At 68.2% G+C, this 17,325-nt stretch carries 16 protein-coding genes; 9 read left to right on the forward strand and 7 right to left on the reverse strand.

Annotated features, from left to right (window positions below; genetic code table 11):
• The first annotated feature begins 4 nt into the window (after window positions 1-4).
• From ASE48_RS25400 to ASE48_RS25410, 3 genes are all read left to right on the forward strand, one after another.
• Window positions 5-766: a class I SAM-dependent methyltransferase gene (locus ASE48_RS25400; protein WP_057169905.1), complete on the forward strand. Its 762-nt coding sequence runs from the start codon at window positions 5-7 to the stop codon at window positions 764-766.
• A gap of 47 nt (window positions 767-813) precedes the next feature.
• Entirely contained in the window at window positions 814-2,286 is a 1,473-nt protein-coding gene (locus ASE48_RS25405; RefSeq protein WP_057169906.1) for an aldehyde dehydrogenase, read from the forward strand.
• 178 nt (window positions 2,287-2,464) lie between these two features.
• A complete protein-coding gene (locus ASE48_RS25410; protein ID WP_057169907.1) occupies window positions 2,465-3,268 on the forward strand; it encodes a transglutaminase-like domain-containing protein in 804 nt (267 codons plus the stop codon).
• 73 nt (window positions 3,269-3,341) lie between these two features.
• Here the strand turns inward: ASE48_RS25410 and ASE48_RS25415 are convergent, their stop codons facing one another.
• Complete coding sequence (locus ASE48_RS25415; RefSeq protein ID WP_057169908.1) at window positions 3,342-5,177, reverse strand: acyl-CoA dehydrogenase; 1,836 nt, start codon at window positions 5,175-5,177, stop codon at window positions 3,342-3,344.
• 178 nt (window positions 5,178-5,355) lie between these two features.
• Between ASE48_RS25415 and ASE48_RS33715 the strand changes: the two genes are divergently transcribed.
• A complete protein-coding gene (locus ASE48_RS33715; RefSeq protein WP_268766330.1) occupies window positions 5,356-5,478 on the forward strand; it encodes a hypothetical protein in 123 nt (40 codons plus the stop codon).
• Here the strand turns inward: ASE48_RS33715 and ASE48_RS25420 are convergent.
• Window positions 5,475-5,999 carry a dihydrofolate reductase family protein gene (locus ASE48_RS25420; RefSeq protein WP_057169909.1) on the reverse strand — a complete coding sequence of 175 codons (525 nt, stop codon included), beginning with the start codon at window positions 5,997-5,999 and terminating at the stop codon, window positions 5,475-5,477. The two genes, ASE48_RS33715 and ASE48_RS25420, sit on opposite strands and share 4 nt — an antisense overlap.
• A 1-nt stretch (window position 6,000) precedes the next feature.
• Window positions 6,001-6,915, reverse strand: a complete 915-nt coding sequence (locus tag ASE48_RS25425; RefSeq protein ID WP_057169910.1) for a helix-turn-helix domain-containing protein — start codon at window positions 6,913-6,915, stop codon at window positions 6,001-6,003.
• Window positions 6,916-7,025: 110 nt separating this feature from the next.
• Here ASE48_RS25425 and ASE48_RS25430 point away from each other — a divergent pair, with 110 nt between their 5' ends.
• Complete coding sequence (locus ASE48_RS25430; RefSeq protein ID WP_057169911.1) at window positions 7,026-8,171, forward strand: acyl-CoA dehydrogenase family protein; 1,146 nt, start codon at window positions 7,026-7,028, stop codon at window positions 8,169-8,171.
• Window positions 8,168-9,154 carry an acyl-CoA dehydrogenase family protein gene (locus ASE48_RS25435; RefSeq protein ID WP_057169912.1) on the forward strand — a complete coding sequence of 329 codons (987 nt, stop codon included), beginning with the start codon at window positions 8,168-8,170 and terminating at the stop codon, window positions 9,152-9,154. Before ASE48_RS25430 ends, ASE48_RS25435 begins: the two co-directional genes overlap by 4 nt.
• 3 nt (window positions 9,155-9,157) lie before the next feature.
• Here the strand turns inward: ASE48_RS25435 and ASE48_RS25440 are convergent, their stop codons facing one another.
• Window positions 9,158-9,979 carry an arylamine N-acetyltransferase family protein gene (locus tag ASE48_RS25440; RefSeq protein ID WP_057169913.1) on the reverse strand — a complete coding sequence of 274 codons (822 nt, stop codon included), beginning with the start codon at window positions 9,977-9,979 and terminating at the stop codon, window positions 9,158-9,160.
• Between the two features lie 108 nt (window positions 9,980-10,087).
• Between ASE48_RS25440 and ASE48_RS25445 the strand changes: the two genes are divergently transcribed.
• Genes ASE48_RS25445 through ASE48_RS25455 form a run of 3 tightly spaced genes read left to right on the forward strand, consistent with a single transcriptional unit; the run spans window position 10,088 to window position 13,753 of the window.
• On the forward strand, window positions 10,088-10,897 hold the full coding sequence (locus ASE48_RS25445) for a 1-acyl-sn-glycerol-3-phosphate acyltransferase (RefSeq protein WP_057169914.1): 810 nt from the start codon (window positions 10,088-10,090) through the stop codon (window positions 10,895-10,897).
• Entirely contained in the window at window positions 10,897-12,564 is a 1,668-nt protein-coding gene (fadD12, locus tag ASE48_RS25450) for an acyl-CoA ligase FadD12 (RefSeq protein WP_057169915.1), read from the forward strand. The genes ASE48_RS25445 and fadD12 overlap by 1 nt, the downstream gene beginning before the upstream one ends.
• A complete protein-coding gene (locus ASE48_RS25455; RefSeq protein WP_057170037.1) occupies window positions 12,542-13,753 on the forward strand; it encodes an alpha/beta hydrolase in 1,212 nt (403 codons plus the stop codon). Before fadD12 ends, ASE48_RS25455 begins: the two co-directional genes overlap by 23 nt.
• A 70-nt stretch (window positions 13,754-13,823) precedes the next feature.
• Here ASE48_RS25455 and ASE48_RS25460 read toward each other — a convergent pair whose 3' ends face one another.
• From ASE48_RS25460 to ASE48_RS25470, 3 genes are all read right to left on the reverse strand, one after another.
• The gene (locus ASE48_RS25460; RefSeq protein WP_156409360.1) at window positions 13,824-14,612 is read right to left on the reverse strand and encodes a hypothetical protein; all 789 of its coding nucleotides are present in this window, start codon (window positions 14,610-14,612) and stop codon (window positions 13,824-13,826) included.
• Window positions 14,613-14,654: 42 nt separating this feature from the next.
• Window positions 14,655-16,010 (reverse strand): WS/DGAT/MGAT family O-acyltransferase, encoded by a 1,356-nt coding sequence (locus ASE48_RS25465; protein WP_442928763.1) that lies wholly within the window; start codon window positions 16,008-16,010, stop codon window positions 14,655-14,657.
• Window positions 16,011-16,098: 88 nt separating this feature from the next.
• A complete protein-coding gene (locus tag ASE48_RS25470) occupies window positions 16,099-17,322 on the reverse strand; it encodes an alpha/beta hydrolase (RefSeq protein ID WP_057169918.1) in 1,224 nt (407 codons plus the stop codon).
• Between the last annotated feature and the right edge of the window lie 3 nt (window positions 17,323-17,325).

Consider the following 17,325-nt stretch of genomic DNA (forward strand, 5'->3'; position numbering starts at 1 on the left):
CCGGGTGCGGCCCACCCGTGACTTCGCCCGCCGGGCCACCCTGCGCCGCTCGGTCCGCCTGCTCAGCGCGTTCCGGTTCGAACAGTCCGACCCCGCCCGGTTCTACGGCGCGCTGGCCGAGGACACCGTCGACATGGTCGGTGAGCTGTGGACGGGGCTCAACGCCACCACCCCGGCCGGGCGTACCGCGCTGGACGTCGGGGGTGGCCCCGGGTACTTCGCGTCCGCGTTCACGGCGGCCGGGATGCATTACATCGGTGTCGAACCGGACCCCGCCGAGATGCACGCGGGTCCGGCCGGCGAACCGGGCGGGGGCTCCTTCGTCCGCGCCTCGGGCACCGCGCTGCCGTTCGCCGATGACAGCGTCGACATCTGTCTGTCCTCCAATGTCGCCGAGCATGTGCGCCACCCCTGGTTGCTGGGCAACGAGATGCTGCGGGTCACCCGGCCCGGCGGCCTGGCGGTGCTGTCCTACACGGTGTGGCTGGGCCCGTTCGGCGGGCACGAGATGGGATTGACGCATTACCTGGGCGGGGCCAGGGCCGCCGACCGGTACGCCCGCAAGCACGGGCACCGGCCCAAGAACGACTACGGATCGTCGTTGTTCGCGGTGTCGGCGGCCGACGGGTTGCGCTGGGCCGCCAGCACCGGCGCGCTGGTCGCCGCTTTTCCCCGCTACCACCCTCGATGGGCCTGGTGGATGACCTCGGCGCCGGGCCTGCGCGAATTCACGGTGAGCAATCTGGTGCTGGTCCTGCAGCCCTGAACTGCAACAGGTTCTCGTTTCGCCGGATTCTGGGTAATGTGACGTCCATGACACAGACGGCGTTCAAGACAACGTGGGACAAGCTGTTCATCGGTGGTCAGTGGGTCGAACCGTCGACCCCAGAGGTCATCGAAGTCTTCTCCCCCGCGACCGAGCAGAAGGTCGGCCAGGTTCCGCTGGCCGCGAAGGCGGATGTGGACGCCGCGTGCGCCGCAGCGCGCACGGCATTCGACGAGGGCCCCTGGCCGCGGATGTCCCCGAAGGAGCGCGAGGCGGTCCTCGCCAAGGCCGTCGAGCTGATCGAGGCCCGCGCCGAGGAGTTCAAGCATCTGCTCAAGCTGGAGACCGGCCAGCCGCAGACGATCGTCGACATGATGCAGTACGGCGCGGCGATGTCGACGCTGCAGTTCTACGCCTCCGGTGCCGACAAGTTCGCCTGGCAGGACATCCGCGACGGGCTCTACGGCCAGACCCTGGTGCTCAAGGAGCCCATCGGCGTCGTCGGCGCCGTCGTGGCCTGGAACGTGCCGTTCTTCCTGGCCGCCAACAAGCTGGGCCCGGCCCTGCTGGCCGGCTGCACCATCGTGCTCAAGCCCGCCGCCGAAACCCCGCTGACCACCAACCTGATGGCCGACGTGTTCGCCGAGGCCGGCCTGCCCGAGGGTGTGCTCTCGGTGGTGCCCGGTGGGGTCGAGACCGGTCGTGCGCTGACCGACAACCCGGCGCTGGACAAGTTCACCTTCACCGGGTCGAGCGCGGTCGGCAAGGAGATCGGCAAGATCGCCGCCGAGAAGCTCAAGCCGTGCACGCTGGAACTCGGCGGCAAGTCCGCCGCGATCATCCTGGAGGACGCCGACCTGGACTCGACGTTGCCGATGCTGATCTTCTCGGGCCTGATGAACTCCGGGCAGGCCTGTGTCGGGCAGACCCGCATCCTGGCGCCGCGGTCGCGCTATGACGAGGTCGTCGAGAAGGTCGCCGCCGCAGCGGCCGGTATGCAGGCCGGCACGCCCGACGATCCGGCCGCCATGATCGGGCCGCTGATCTCGGAGAAGCAGCGCGAGCGCGTCGAGGGCTACATCAAGAAGGGTGTCGACGAGGGCGCGCGCATCGTCACCGGCGGCGGCCGGCCCGAGGGCCTGGACAGCGGCTGGTTCGTGCAGCCCACCGTGTTCGCCGATGTCGACAACTCGATGACCATCGCCCAGGAGGAGATCTTCGGACCCGTCCTGGTGGTCATCCCCTTCGATGACGAGGCCGACGCGGTGCGCATCGCCAACGACTCGGTGTACGGACTGGCCGGTTCGGTGTACACCACCGATTACGGCAAGGCCGTGGAGATCGCCAAGCAGATCCGCACCGGCACATACGGAATCAACATGTACGCCTTCGATGCGGGTGCGCCTTTCGGTGGGTACAAGAACTCCGGTATCGGTCGCGAATGTGGCCCCGAGGGCATCTCGGGCTACTGCGAATCCAAGAGCGTGCTGCTGCCGTTCGGCTACACCCCGGAGCAGTAGCTACACCACGTTCTCTGCGCGAGCAGACACGAATGGCTCCCAAAACCGCGGTTTTGGGGGCCATTTGCGTCTTCTCACCAGCTAATTCGCCGTGTGCGGTGCGCTGCGGATCACAGTTTCGCCGGTTGACGGGCCGGGTAGACAGCGCCGTCACACTTACAACAGAAAGCACCAGCCCATGAAACGTGATGTGAGAGCCGAACTCGATGTGGACATCACCGCGCCGACCACCCTCGAATTCCAGATCGCCGTCGCTCCACACCCTGGTGCCGAGGTCACCGAATCGCTGTCGTTCGTGTTGAACGGCAAGGAGATTCAAGCCCGCGAACTGTCCAGCGCGCACGGCACCCGGATCCATGTCTTCGACGCACCCGAGGGCAACCTCAAGGTCGACTACACCGCGACGGTGATCGGTCAGACCGAACCCGCGCCGGTGGCCGATGTCGACCTGTCCACCTACCTACGGCCCAGCCGGTACGCCGAGGCGGACAAATTCTTCGGTTTCGCCGCAACCGAATTCGGCCAGTACGCCGACTCGGCCACCTTGTTGGAGAAGGTGTCCTCCTGGGTGGGCACCCGGCTCAGCTACGTGCCCGGATCCAGCGATCCCATCGACGGCGCGGCCGACACCCTGTTGGCCGGGGCCGGGGTGTGCCGCGACTACGCGCACCTGGTGGTCGCGTTGCTGCGGGCGGTGAACGTGCCGGCCCGCTTGGTGGCGGTCTACGCGCCCGGGTGCTCGCCGATGGACTTCCACGCCGTCGCCGAGGCCTATGTCGACGGGCAGTGGCGCGTGGTCGACGCGACGTGCCTGGCCCCCAGGCAGAGCATGGTGCGGATCGCCACCGGCCGCGATGCCGCGGACACGGCCTTCCTGGACAACCACAAGGGTTCCATCACGCTGAACAGCGCGACGGTGACCGCCGTCGTCGACGGCGACCTCCCCCAGGATTCGATCGATCAGCTGGTGTCGATCCGCTGAGGCCCGGCGAAACCCGCGTACCCGGGGTTCCGGCGGCCCGGATTGCCCCGGGTACGCGAGTTTCGGCGAAGGGTCAGAACGCATCCTCCGGCAGGTCCATCGCACCCAACTGCATCGACTCGATGACGGCGCGGTCCGAGGACAGCCGCGGAAGGATGTGCCGGGCGAAGAACTCCGCCACCCCGACCTTGCCCTCGTAGAAGGCGCGGTCGCGATCCGGTGCGCCCTCATCGAGCGCATCGAGGGCGATCTCGGCGTGCTCCAGCAGCAGCCAGCCGATCAGCAGGTCACCGATGGCCATCAGGAACGGCACCGAGGCCAGGCCCACCCGGTACAGCTCGCGGGGCTCCTGCTGCGACTCGACCAGGTAGCCGATCAGCGCGCCGACCATGCCCTGCGCATCGCCGACCGCCGTCGCCAAAGCCGCTCTGCCATCGGCGATCTCGGTCCGGGCGGTGTCCTTGTCCAGGAAGGCCCGCACCCGGCCCAGCAGATGTGACAACGCGGCGCCCTGGTCGCGGGCGATCTTGCGGAAGAAAAAGTCCTGCGCCTGGATCGCGGTGGTGCCCTCGTACAGCGAGTCGATCTTGGCGTCGCGGATGTACTGCTCGATCGGGTAGTCCTGCAGGTAGCCGGACCCACCGAAGGTCTGCAGCGAATCGGTGAGGTAGCGGTAGGCGCGTTCGGACCCGAACCCCTTGACGATGGGCAGCAGCAGATCGTTGACGTGTTCGGCCATCCGGGCGTCCGCCCCGGACACGATGGCCGCGACGCTCGGGTCCTGATGCGCCGCGGTGTACAGGTACAGCGCGCGCAGACCCTCGGCGTAAGCCTTCTGTGTCAGCAGCGAACGGCGCACATCCGGGTGGTGCAGGATCGTCACCCGCGGCGCGGTCTTGTCCGTCATCTGGGTGAGGTCCGCGCCCTGCACGCGGGTCTTGGCGTACTCGAGGGCGTTCAGGTAACCCGTGGACAGTGTCGCGATCGCCTTGGTGCCCACCATCATTCGCGCATACTCGATGATCTTGAACATCTGGGCGATACCGCTGTGCTCATCGCCCACCAGCCAGCCGACGGCCGGCGTCCCGTGCTGACCGAAGGTCAGCTCACACGTCGCGGAAGCCTTGAGCCCCATCTTGTGCTCCAGGTTGGTGACGTAGACGCCGTTGCGCTCACCGATCTCACCGGTCTGCGGGTCGAAGAGGAACTTCGGCACGAAGAACAGCGACAACCCCTTGGTGCCCGGGCCCGCGCCGGCGGGCCGGGCGAGCACCGCATGCACGATGTTCTCGTAGATGTCCCCGGTGTCACCGTTGGTGATGAACCGCTTGACGCCGTCGAGGTGCCACGAACCGTCGGGCTGCTCGACGGCCTTGGTGCGTCCCGCGCCCACATCGGAGCCGGCATCCGGTTCGGTGAGCACCATGGTGCCGCCCCAGTTGCGTTCGGCCATCAGCGACGCCCAGTGCTTCTGCTGTTCGTTGCCGAGGCCGTGGACGATGTCGGAGAGCACCGGTCCGGAGTGACAGATGTAGGCCGCGGGCTGCGCGCCCAGTGCGAACTCACCGATGGCCCAGGTGAGCATGGCCGGCGCGGGCAGTCCACCCACGGCCTCGTCGAGCCCGACCCGGAACCACTCGCCGTCCTGCCAGGCCTGCAGCGCGGCCTTGAACGGTTCGGGGTAGCTGACGGTGTGCGTCGACGGGTCGAATGTGGGTGGGTTGCGGTCGGTTTCGGCGAACGCCTCGGCCAGCGGCCCTTCGGCGAGCCGGGCAGCTTCGCTGAGCATCTCACGGACCGACGCACCGTCGAGGTCGCCGAAGTCACCGGTTGCCAGCGCTTTGTCGATGCTCAGCGCCTCGAACAGGTTGAACTCGACATCACGGACGTTGGAAATGTAGTGCCCCATGCCGGTGAGAATAATCCGGCAGCCGGCTCACGTCCCAACGATTCGGATAGCTGTGAATGCCGCACCGCGTCGGGTGTTCATCAGTTGTTCACGCGCGACCTGCGGGTATGCCGGAATATCGGATGCCGACCTCGGCGTTCATTCTTTATGCTTGACCCATAGAACAGGAGGGGCACCGATGTTGCTCATCGAGCTCAACGTCGCCGGCCGTCGCTTCACCCGACAGCTGGGTGATCGCCGACGCCCCGTGGAACTGCTCAACCGGCTCAACCGGCAGTTACGGTCCTCGCGCGCCGCTTAGGCGGCCGTGCGCCAGCGCGCACAGACGAACTCACCGTTGCGGCCCACGTCGGCCAATACCCATTCCGAGCGCATCGGCAGCAGCCGCGCACCGGCCCCCAATGTGCACGGCGCGTAGGTGACCACCATCTCGTCGACCAGGCCTGCGGCCACGAATTGCGCCGCGGTCCGACCACCACCGACCACCCAGACATCCTTGTCCCCCGCGGCAGCCAACAGTTCGCCATGCAGGCTCGTGATGTCGCCGTCGAACGTCTGCACCGGGTGCCCGTCCTGCACTATCCCGGGCCTGCTGGTGAGCACCCAGCTGGGCTGCGAGTACATCCACTGCCCCGGTTGATTTTTGACGATCCACTCGTAGGTGGACGATCCCATGGCCAACGCGCCGATATCGGCGACGAAGGCCTCGTACCCGAACGGTCCGTTCGGGTCGAAATCACGGGTCAGCAGCCAATCCAGGCTGTCGTTCTCGTCGACGATGAACCCGTCCAGGGTGGAGGCCGTGAAGTAGATCGTTGCCATGTCAGTCCTTTCGCATCCATTCGAGTGGGTCGCCGCGGTGCACCGTGATGCCGTGGCGGATCAGCATGGCGCGCACCACTTCCCGACGATGTGCCGAGTAGGTGAGGACGTGCGCGATGATGCCGTACAGCTGGAAGGATTCGGGGGGATCGCACAGCGCGTCGATCACGGTGTCGGCCAGCCGGCCCTGCTCGCCATGGTCGCGCACCATCGCCGTCCAGCGCGCCGACACCTCGTCGTGGTCGGCGGCCAATTGCCGGACCGAGCGGACACCGGGATGGGCGGGCTGGTCGCGGCCCTCGATGCTGGCCAGCCAGACCTCCTTGGTCCACACCAGCGCACCGAGCACCGCCGCGACGCTGGGCTCCTCGCCGTCCCAGTCCAGGATCACCTGGCCGGGTGAGACGGCTTCGGCCCATTGAGATTCCGACAACACGGCGGCCGCGCCGATGAGCGCCGCCGTGTCGGCGACATCGTGCGCGATCATCAGCAGCGAGATGTCGGGGCGCTGCGCGTCGCCGGGGCTGTCCAGCCACAGCGACTCCGGCGGATGGAAATGCACCCCGTTGGGGGCGGGCAGCCGGAACCCGACGTCGGTGGCCTGCGACGGCGGCACCCCGAACGCGCGCCGGAACGCGCGGGAGAACACCTCCGGTGCCGACCATCCCTCGTCGAGGGCCACCGCGGCCACACCTTCCCCGCGCTGCAGCCGCCACGCCGCTCGTTCCAGCATCACGCGGCGGCGCAGCGCGGCGGGCGGTTCGCCGGTGAGCCGGCTGACCTCGCGGGAGAAGTGGAACTCCGAGGCGAAGCTGCTGCGGGCCATGTCGGCGACGTCGGTGTTGCCGCTGTCGACGACCGAGTCGAGCAGCTCACGGAGCCGGTCACGGCGCGGCACATTCGGCTGAACACTCACAGCTTCCGAGTATCGCGGCAGACGCCGACCGGCGACATGACTATTCCTGCTGGAGAACCAGCATTCCCGTGTCGCTGCGCTCCAGCCCGCCGAACTAGACTCCGGAACCGGTGAGTGAATTCGATGCGCTGTGCGCCAACGACGGTGACCTGGCCGACCTACGACTCAAGGTTCGGCAGTTCGTGCGCGCCGACCGGGAGAGCTTCGGCTGGCAGCCCGAGATCGACTCCTGGCTGACCAGCTGGGACGCCGGATTCAGCGAACGGCTGGCCGACGCCGGTTTCGTCGGGCTGACCATCCCCACCGAGTACGGCGGGCACGGGCGGGGGTTCCTGGACCGCTACGTCGTCACCGAGGAACTGCTCGGGGCGGGCGCCCCGGTGGCCGCACACTGGTTCGCCGACCGTCAGGTCGCGCCGTCACTGCTGAGCTACGGCAGCGAGGAGCAGCGCCGACGGCTGCTGCCCGGTATCGCGGCCGGTCGGCTGTACTCGGCGATCGGGATGAGCGAACACGGCGCCGGCTCCGACCTGGCCGCCACCGCCACCCGCGCCACCCGCACCGACGACGGCTGGCTGCTCAACGGCACCAAGGTGTGGACCAGCGGCGGGCACCGCGCCCACTTTGCGATCGTGCTGGCCCGCACCAGCCCGCTGGATCCCGACCACCGGCATGCCGGCTTCAGCCAGTTCATCGTCGCCCTCGATGCTCCCGGCATCACCATCAGCCCGATCATCACGCTGGACGGCCACCATCATTTCAACGAGGTGACCTTCGACGATGTCGCCGTCGGCGACGCCGACGTGCTGGGCGAGGTCGGCGACGGCTGGCATCAGGTCACCGCCGAACTGGGTTTCGAACGCAGCGGCCCGGAGCGCATCCTGTCCACCGCCATCCTGATCTTCGGGGTCATCCGAGCGCTCGGCGCCCAGGGTGTCGACGACCGTACCGCCGCGGAGGTCGGCGACCTGATGGGGCGGGTGATGGCGTTGCGGCAGCTGTCGGTCTCGGTCGCCCGGGCATTGTCCGACGGCCAGGACGCGGCGACACGCGCCGCCCTGGTGAAGGATCTGGGAACGCGTTTCGAGCAGCAGTCAGTGGAACTGTGCGCGGACCTGCTGGAGTATGTCGACGACGATCGGGACCTGCGGACGATTCTCGGCACCGCGCGTCAGCATTCGCCGATGTTCACGCTGCGCGGCGGGACCAACGAGGTGCTGCGCGGCGTGATCGCCCGCGGTCTGGGGGTGCGATGAGCGAGTTGGATGAGCTGAAGCAGCTGGTCGACGACATCGGCCGCCGGTCCTATGACGCGCAGTTCGGCAAGCGCCGACTGCCCGAGGTGTACGACGCCGACCTGTGGCGCACCCTCGATGAATCCGGGCTGACCCGGCTCACCACCGAGCAGGAAGCCGGGCCGCGCGAGGCCGCCGTCGTGCTGGCCGGACTGGCCCGCCACAGCGCCGCCGTGCCGATCGCCGAGACCGATCTGCTGGCGGGCTGGCTGGCCGGGGAAGCGGGGCTGGAGATTCCGGCCGGTCCGCTCACGGTGGCGATCGGCGCCGGCGGGACTGCCCGTGAGGTGCCGTGGCCGTCGGACGCCGCGATCGTCCTGGCCGCCCGTGAGTCCGACGGGCTGTATGTCGGTCTGCTCGACGACCCCGAGGTCAACCCCGGGCACAACCTGGCCGGGGAGCCCCGCGGCACCCTGGCCTACGGAACCGACGGGCTGACCCGGCTGGAGCCGGCCGTCGGTGACGAACTGGTGCGCCGCGGTGCGTGGGCACGGTGCGTGCAGATCGTCGGCGCCTTCGATTCCGCATTGGAGCTCACCGTCGCCCACGCTGGCGAGCGGGTGCAGTTCGGCCGCGCGTTGAGCAAGTTCCAGGCCGTGCAGCACTCACTGGCCGCCATGGCCGGTGAGATCGAGCAGGCAAGGGCGGCAACGGATCTGGCCACCGCCGCGGTGACCGATCATGGTTTCGGCAGCAGCAGGGCCGATTACGCGGTGACGATCGCCAAGATCGCCGTCGGCCGGGCCGTGACCCCGGTGACGACCATCGCCCATCAGCTACACGGCGCCATCGGCGTCACCATCGAGCACCAGTTGTGGTCGGCGACGATGCGGGCGCGCAGCTGGTCCGACGAGTTCGGCAGCACCGCGTCCTACGCCCGGCGTCTGGGCCGACTGGCGCTCGACGCCGCCGATCCGTGGGACGTGCTGATCAGCTGTCCGTGACGCTCAGGTGTCCAGCACCTGACTGACCCGGGCCTCCACATCGCCGAGCCCGGACACGTCGATGCCGAATCGGTTGACCAGCTGGTCGACCACGTCGGCGGCGGAGCTCAGCCGGATCTTCTCGGTGTCCCCTCCGGAGTGGATGGCGAGATTGCGGCCGCGCAGGTTCCAGCGGGCGTCGTCGGTGACCAGCGCGGCGGACAGCCCGACGACGAAGACGGCGTGGGGATAGGTCGAGGAGTACCAGCTGCCGATGCTCAGATCGACCAACGGCTGGGTGCGCAGGCTGAACTGATAGAGCGGTTGCCATTCGCCGCGCACCTGCGCCTGGAGTTGCAGGCCCTCCGGATGCTCGACGAGGCGATAGGGCTCATGCCGGGTCTGCTGCACCGGCCCGGCCTCCAGCCGGATCGGCGAGGACAGCGTCTGACCGCCGAAGCCCACGTCGACCAGGAACCGTCCGTCTGCACCGGGCACGGCGACCGCCAGCACGTTGTGGGTCAGCCCGGACTGCGGCGCGCCCGGCGGCTGCATCCACACCACCCGGCCGGCCAGCCGGTCCACCTCGTACCCGAGCGCCTCCAGCGCGTAGCCCATGACACCGTTGTTCTCGTAGCAGTAGCCGCCACGGCGGCGGCGCACCAGCTTGGCGGTCAGCGCCTCGGCGCTGAGGTCGTGCACCGGGATACCCATCAGCGGGTCGAGATTCTCGAACGGGATGGACCGGTTGTGCGCGGCGACCAAGCCGTGCAGGGTGTCCAATGTCGGCTCCGCCGGCCCCTGGTAGCCGATCCGAGCGAGGTAGGCAGCGATGTCCGGTGTCATGCCCTCATCCTGTGGCCTCAACCCCGGTTCAGGTCAACGGCCCTTTGACCGCCTACCGGTTCCATGCGAAACTAGAACACGTTCTAGTTTCTACATCGGAGGCATCCCATGAGCTCGCCCGATATCGATCCCACCGAGATCACCAAGTTCGACCCCAGCCTCACCGAGCGGGTGATGGGGCTGCTGCGGCCGTTCCTGAAGGCGTATCACCGCTCCGAGGTCCGCGGTCTGGAGAACTTCCCCAACGGCGGCGCGCTGGTGGTGTGCAACCACTCCGGCGGCATGTTCCCCATGGATGTGCCCATTTTCGCGGCCGACTTCTACGAGCGGTTCGGCTATGGGCGCCCGGTCTACACGTTGAGCCACGCCATGCTGATGATCGGGCCCACCGGCGACTTCTTCAAGAAGACCGGTTTCATCCTCGCCAGCCACGAGAACGCCGATGAAGCGCTGCGCTCCGGCGGAGTCGTGGTGGTGTTCCCCGGCGGCGACTACGACGTCTACCGTCCCAGCAGCGAAGCCAACAAGATCGACTTCGACGGCCGCCAGGGTTACGTGCGCGCGGCCATCAATGCCGGGGTGCCCATCGTGCCGATGGTCGGCATCGGCGGGCAGGAGACCCAGCTGTATCTGTCCCGGGGCACCTGGCTGGCCAAGCGGCTCGGCCCGATCGCCCGGCTGGCGCGCACCAAGATCGTCCCGCTGTCCTTCGGTTTCCCGTTCGGGCTGTCCGCCGTGGTCCCGATGAACGTGCCGCTGCCCGCCAAGATCGTCATGCAGGTGCTGCCGCCGGTCGATATCGAGGCCCAGTTCGGCGAGACCCCCGATATCGACGAGGTCGACGCGCATGTCCGCCGCGTCATGCAGGGCGCCCTGGACGAACTGGCCGCCGAACGTCGCCTGCCGGTCATCGGCTGATGGGGCTGTTCGACCTCCCCCGTCGCTTCGCTCGCCCCACCGTCGACCGGGTCACCGATACGGCGGGCCTGATCGGCACCATGGTGCGCGCCGGTGTCATCGCACCGCTGCGGCCCGACAAGTATCTGCGCATCGGCGCGGCGATGGCCCGCGAGAACATGGGCATCACGTCGGGTTTCGCCAGCGCCGCGCAACGCTGCGGTGACCGGGTCGGCCTCATCGACGAGCTCGGGGCGCTGACCTGGCGCGAGATCGACCAGCGCGCAGACGCGTTGGCGGCAGGGTTGCAGGCGCTGCCTTCCGGAGAGCCGCACGTCCTGGGCATCATGGCCCGCAACCACCGCGGTTTCGTCGAAGCGCTGATCGCGGCCAACCGCATCGGCGCCGACGTGCTGCTGCTCAACACGTCCTTCGCCGGTCCGGCGCTGGCCGAGGTGTGGGAGCGCGAATCCGCAGGCCGCACCGGCGCGGTCATCTACGACGAGGAGTTCGCCCCGACCCTCGACCGTGCACTGGCCGACGCCCCGGAGGTGGCCCGCATCGTCGCCTGGACCGATACCGCGCAGACCGGGCTCACCGTGGCGCAGCTGATCACCGCGCACGCCGGGCAACAACCCCGACGCGCCAGGGAGAAGTCCAAGGTCATCCTGCTGACCTCGGGGACCACCGGAACACCCAAGGGCGCCAAGCATTCCGGGGGCGGACCCGAGGTGCTCAAGGCCATCCTGGACCGCACCCCGTGGCACACCGAGGAGCCGGTGGTCGTCGCCGCGCCGATGTTCCACGCCTGGGGGTTCTCCCAGCTGGCCTTCGCCGCCTCGATGGCCTGCACCGTCATCACCCGCCGCAAGTTCGATCCGGAGGCCACCCTCGCGCTGGTGGACACCCACCGGGCCACCGGGTTGTGTGTCGTGCCGGTGATGTTCGACCGCATCGTCGAGTTGCCCGACGAGATCCGCAACCGCTACAGCGGGCGCACCCTGCGCTTCGCCGCGGCATCCGGGTCCCGGATGCGTCCCGACGTCGTCACCAAGTTCATGGATCAGTTCGGCGATGTCATCTACAACAACTACAACGCGACCGAGGCCGGCATGATCGCCACCGCGACGCCGACCGATCTGCGCGCCGCACCGGACACCGCCGGAAAACCGGCCGAGGGCACCGAGATCCGGATCCTGGACCCCGACCTGCGCGTGCTACCGCCCGGCGAGACCGGCACCATCTACGTGCGCAACTCGACCCAGTTCGACGGTTACACCTCGGGCAAGACCAAGGACTTCCACGACGGGTTCATGAACTCCGGTGACGTCGGCTACCTGGACGTCGACGGCCGGTTGTTCGTGGTGGGCCGCGATGACGAGATGATCGTGTCCGGCGGTGAGAACGTCTACCCCATCGAGGTGGAGAAGACGCTGGTGACCCACGACGCGGTGGCCGAGGCCGCCGTCATCGGAGCGGACGACGAACAGTTCGGTCAGCGGCTGGTCGCCTTCGTGGTGCTGCGCGGCCCCGACGCATCCGTGACCGCCGATGTTTTGAAACAGTATGTCCGGGACAATCTGGCCAACTACAAGGTGCCGCGGGACATCACCATCCTGGATGAGTTGCCGCGCAACAGCACCGGAAAGATTCTGCGCAGTGAACTTGAGGACCGCATTACGGGGTAGGCCCAGGCCGCTGCTGGGCGCGCTGGCCGAGCTGACCAACGCCGCCAACGCGGTACGCCCGTTGGGCCGGAAGGGTTACAGCACCCTGCCGACGTTCGCGTTCGGCTGGCCGACATCGGAGAACGCTCCGCTGCTGTTCACCGGTTCGGTGCTGGACGTGATCCGGCGCGCCCTGCTGGGTCACTACCGGACCCGCAACGGCCGGATCTCGTTGGCGGTCAAGGCCATCACCTGGGGACTGCTGGCGTTGCTGCAGCGCCGGGAGGCGGAGTCGAAGCGGTACTTCGAGGATCCGTTGAAGGCAGCCCTCGGTGCGGACTATCTCGAGTCCAAGGAACCCGAGCGCCGCCCGCGCGGTGTCTTCGGAACCGGCTGGACACGTCGGCGCTACGTGCACGAGACGGCCCGCTACGGGCCGCACGGCCCCAACCTCGCCGATATCTGGATGCGGCCCGACCTGCCCCGCGACGGCAAGGCGCCGGTGCTGCTTCAGATCCCCGGCGGTGCCTGGATGATCGGGATGCGGCGCCCGCAGGCCTATCCGATGCTGAGCAGACTGGCCGAGCGCGGCTGGATCTGTGTGTCGATCGGTTACCGGATCAGCCCGAAATACACCTGGCCCGACCACATCGTGGACGTCAAACAGGCGATCGCCTGGGTGAAGGAGAACATCGCGGCCTACGGCGGTGATCCCGAATCCGTGTACATCAGCGGCGGTTCGGCGGGCGGGCACCTGACGGCGCTGGCCGCCCTCACCCCGAACGACCCGAAGTGGCAGCCCGGGTTCGAGGACGCCGACACGTCGGTGGCCGCGGCGGTGCCGATCTACGGCCGTTACGACTGGTTCACCGATGCCGGCAACGGCAGGCCGGAGTTCATCAAGATCCTGGAAAAGTTCATCGTCAAGCTGCCGTTCACCGACAACCGGCAGGTCTACCTGGACGCCTCACCGATCACCCTGGTGCACGAGGATGCGCCGCCGTTCTTCGTGCTGCACGGTGAGGACGATTCGGTGATCCCGGTGCGCGAGGGCCGCGAATTCGTGAAGGCGCTCAAGCGCGTTTCGAAGGCACCGGTCGTCTACGCCGAGATCCCGCACGCCCAGCACGCGTTCGATTTCTTCGGTTCCGCGCACGGGCACAACACCGCGGCCGCGGTGGAGCGATTCCTGAACTGGGTGCGCGGCTGACCCAGCCTGCCGAACGGCCAGCTGGTGCACGCTTTTTCGCGGTCAGCGTGTCATGACCGGCCACTGGGACTCAGCACAACGTCGTGTGGCGGCAGACCGACGGTGGTGGTGGCGGAAGCTGTGGCGGCGGCGGTAACTGCGGCCGCGGAAGTTGCGGCGGCGGTGGCAGCCGGGGCGGAGGTGGCAGCCGCGGCCCACGCGGGCCACCGTTGCCGCCGGTGTCGCTCGCCGGCGGTGGTGCCGGAGCGGGCTCGGCCGGCGCCGGGGGCCTGGCCGGAGGCAACGGGCCGGGCGGGGCCTCGGGCCCGGAGGCCGCGGGCAGCCCCGACATCGCCCAGATGGCAATTGGCTGCGGGTCGAGCATGTAATTCGCGGGAGCGGCGGTGAGCTGCAGCTGCGTCGGCAGGACACCGGGCCTGACGTGGAAGAACACCCACCCGGTCACGTCGCCGATCACCCGCGCGGGCAGCGGGCGCGATTTCAGGACGACCGGCCGGGACGGGGGGATCTGTTCCCCGCCGCTGACCAACAGGCGGAAACCGCCGTTCGGGCCCGTTGCGTCGATGGGGGCGGACACATCGGCGAAGGAGACTTCGATGCCGAGTTCCTGCTCGTCGACGGAGTCCTGACGGACCAGGGCCATGGTGTCGGCGCGCGGGGTGACGGTGGCGCCCTTCGCGGTCAGCGGGGCACCCAGCAGCGCAGTGCCAGGAAGAATGGACACCTCGGGGTGCTCGGCGTCCGAATTCGTCGCGGTGGACGAACTCGCCGGTGCCGAATGAGGGGCCGGTCCGTAGGAGCAGCCGGTGACCAGGACCGGCGCCACGACGACCGCGGCCACGGCGCCCAGGAGTTTCATGACGTCATTCTCGCCCATCCCCGACGCCGGGGCGCGACCATGTCACGTCAACGCGGTCTCGATGACCGTCAGTTCCTCGGAAATCCCTGCCGCATGCCGAATGTCGCGGAGCTCCTGGACCATCGCGTCGGTCACCTCGTGCGGATCCTTGACCGTGTCGGTGTCGGAGATGACCGAGATGTTGAGCTGGTCCACATAGCTCCACACGGTGATGTTCAGACCGCTGGCCGCGGTCAGCGGACCGACCGAGTAGATCTCGGTGACGGTGGCGCCGCCGACCTTGCCCTGTTCACGCGGGCCGGGCACATTCGAGATGTTGAGGTTGAGCACCTTGTTCTGGCCGTCCTTGTCCGACAGCCGGCGGAACAGCGCCTCCACGGCGGCCGGCGGCATGTAGGAGGCCCAGCGGGCCACCAGTTCGGGCCCGATCAACTGGCTGCTCTCCTTGGCCAGCGATGCGGCCGCACTGGCCTGACGCACCCGCTCCAGGACGTCGGGTTCGTCGACCGGCAGCGCCATCAGCACGCCGGTGAACCGGTTGCCCGAGATGCGATCGGGTGAGAAGTCGAAACTCATCGGCACCGAGGCCAGCAACGGATGGTCGGCCTTGCCCTCGTATTCCAGTTGCAGTTTGCGCAACGCACCGGAGGACATCGCCAGCACCATGTCATTGATGGTGGCGCCCAGCTGTTTTCCGGTCGACTTCACATCGGCCAGCGCGAGCGAGGCGGTCGCGAACCGGCGTCCGGGGGTCAGCACATGATTCATGAAGCTCGGCGGCGGAGTGAACGGTCTGGTCAGTTCCGGACCGAACTTGTGCTGGCTGCGGCGCACCCTGGCGACACCGCCGGCGGTGTATTTGACCAGGCCCGGGATCCGCCCGATCTGGCGCAGGTGGTCGGTGAAGGCCGTGCGCACCAGCTCGGACCTGGACGGGTCGGGATCGGTGGCGTAGGAGTCGCGTTCCCGCTGCGGACCTTCCTGCAGATCCATCCCGCGGGCGAGCAGATTGGCCGAGGCCACCCCGTCGGCCAGCGCGTGGTGGATCTTGCCGACCACGGCGATCCGGTCGTCGGCGAGTCCCTCGACGAAGTACATCTCCCACAGCGGCCGGCTGCGGTCCAGCGGAGTGCTGGCGATCTCTCCGATGGCTTCGTCGAGTTCGCGGCGGCCGCCGGGGGCGGCGACCCGCCACGGCCGAACGTGGTACTCCAGATCGACGTCGGTGTTCTCCCGCCACATCGGGTGGTGGAATTTGAACGGGATGTCGACGAGCTGATAGCGGAACGGGTCCAGCTTGTAGAGCCTGCCGTGCAACACATTACGGAAGTCCTCGACGCCGAAGGTGCGGTCGCCGAGCCCGTGCAGGTCGATGATGGCGATCTTCAAGGTGTGCATGTGCACGTTGGGCGCTTCCGTGTACAGCAGGAACGCGTCCCAACCGCTGAGCCTTTTCACCGGCTATTCCTCCCCTGCCTGGAGGAGTCTATATAACCGCCTTGGCCTTGCGTGCCGCCGAGTTTCGGTGGATCTGGTTGAGGAACAGTCCGATTGCCTTGGCCATCGCGCCGGTACGCGCACCGTCGGTCATGTCGAACCCGTGACCCGCGCCGGGGAACTCGACGTAACTGACCGGTGCGGCCGAGGTGGTTTCGAGACGGTCGACGAAGCTTCGTGCCTGGTCGACCGGGATCACGGTGTCCCCGCTGCCGTGGATGACCAGGAACGGCGGGGCGTCGCGGTGCACCCTGGCGATCGGGGACGCCTGCCGGAAGATCTCGGGATGACGGCCGATCTTGCGGCCGACGACGACGCGTTCCAGGAAGTCGACGAATCGATCCCGCTCGACGGTGGAGCGGTCCTCCCAGTCATAACGGCCGTAGATGCCGACGACGGCGTCCACCGAGGTGTCCGCGTCGTCCGGCAGATCGCCCTGCAGTTCAGGATCATTCGGCGTCAGCCCGGCCAGTGCCGCCAGGTGCCCGCCCGCCGAGCATCCCGCGATGGCCACGAAGTTGCGGTCACCGCCGAACTTGTCGACATTGGCCCGCGCCCACGCGATTGCCGCTTTCACATCGGTCATGTGGCGCGGCCAGCGGTGGTGTGGCGCCACCCGGTAATCGATGGACAGGCAGACCCAGCCCTGCTCGGCCAGGTGCGACAGCATCGCGTAACCCTGCAGCATGCGGCTGCCGTGCACCCAGGCACCGCCCGGGACGAACAGCAGCACCGGTGCGGGCTCGCTGGGCAGTTCCGCGGGACGCCACACGTCCAGCAGTTGCATCGGGTGGTCGCCGTAGCGCACCGAGGTGCGGTGCACGTTGCGCCGGTACTCCATGGTGTTCCACAGCGGCGGCAGCTGCTCGGGGGCCGGCCAATCCCCGGCCAGGTCGGCTGCGGGGACCACGCTGCGCAATCCGTCCTTGGCGACCGTCACCGTCTGGTCCCGCTCGGCCTTGCGCACCGCCCCGTTTCCGGGCGCGAACCAGGCTTTGGCGGTCGACGACATCATCTCGGGGAACTGACGAAAACCCCACACGCCCATGGCGGCCAGGCCACCGAGTGGCTCGAGTTGCTTGCCGATCACCGGCAGCGAAGCCGAAGCCACGGATAATGCGAGCATACGGTCCGCGTGATTGGCCTTCAGCAACCAGCGTGCGCGGCTCATCAGCGTGGGTCCGGGGTACCGGGTGTCCGGTGTGGCCGTCATCAC

The organism is Mycobacterium sp. Root265 (genome assembly GCF_001428895.1).
Lineage (GTDB): Bacteria > Actinomycetota > Actinomycetes > Mycobacteriales > Mycobacteriaceae > Mycobacterium.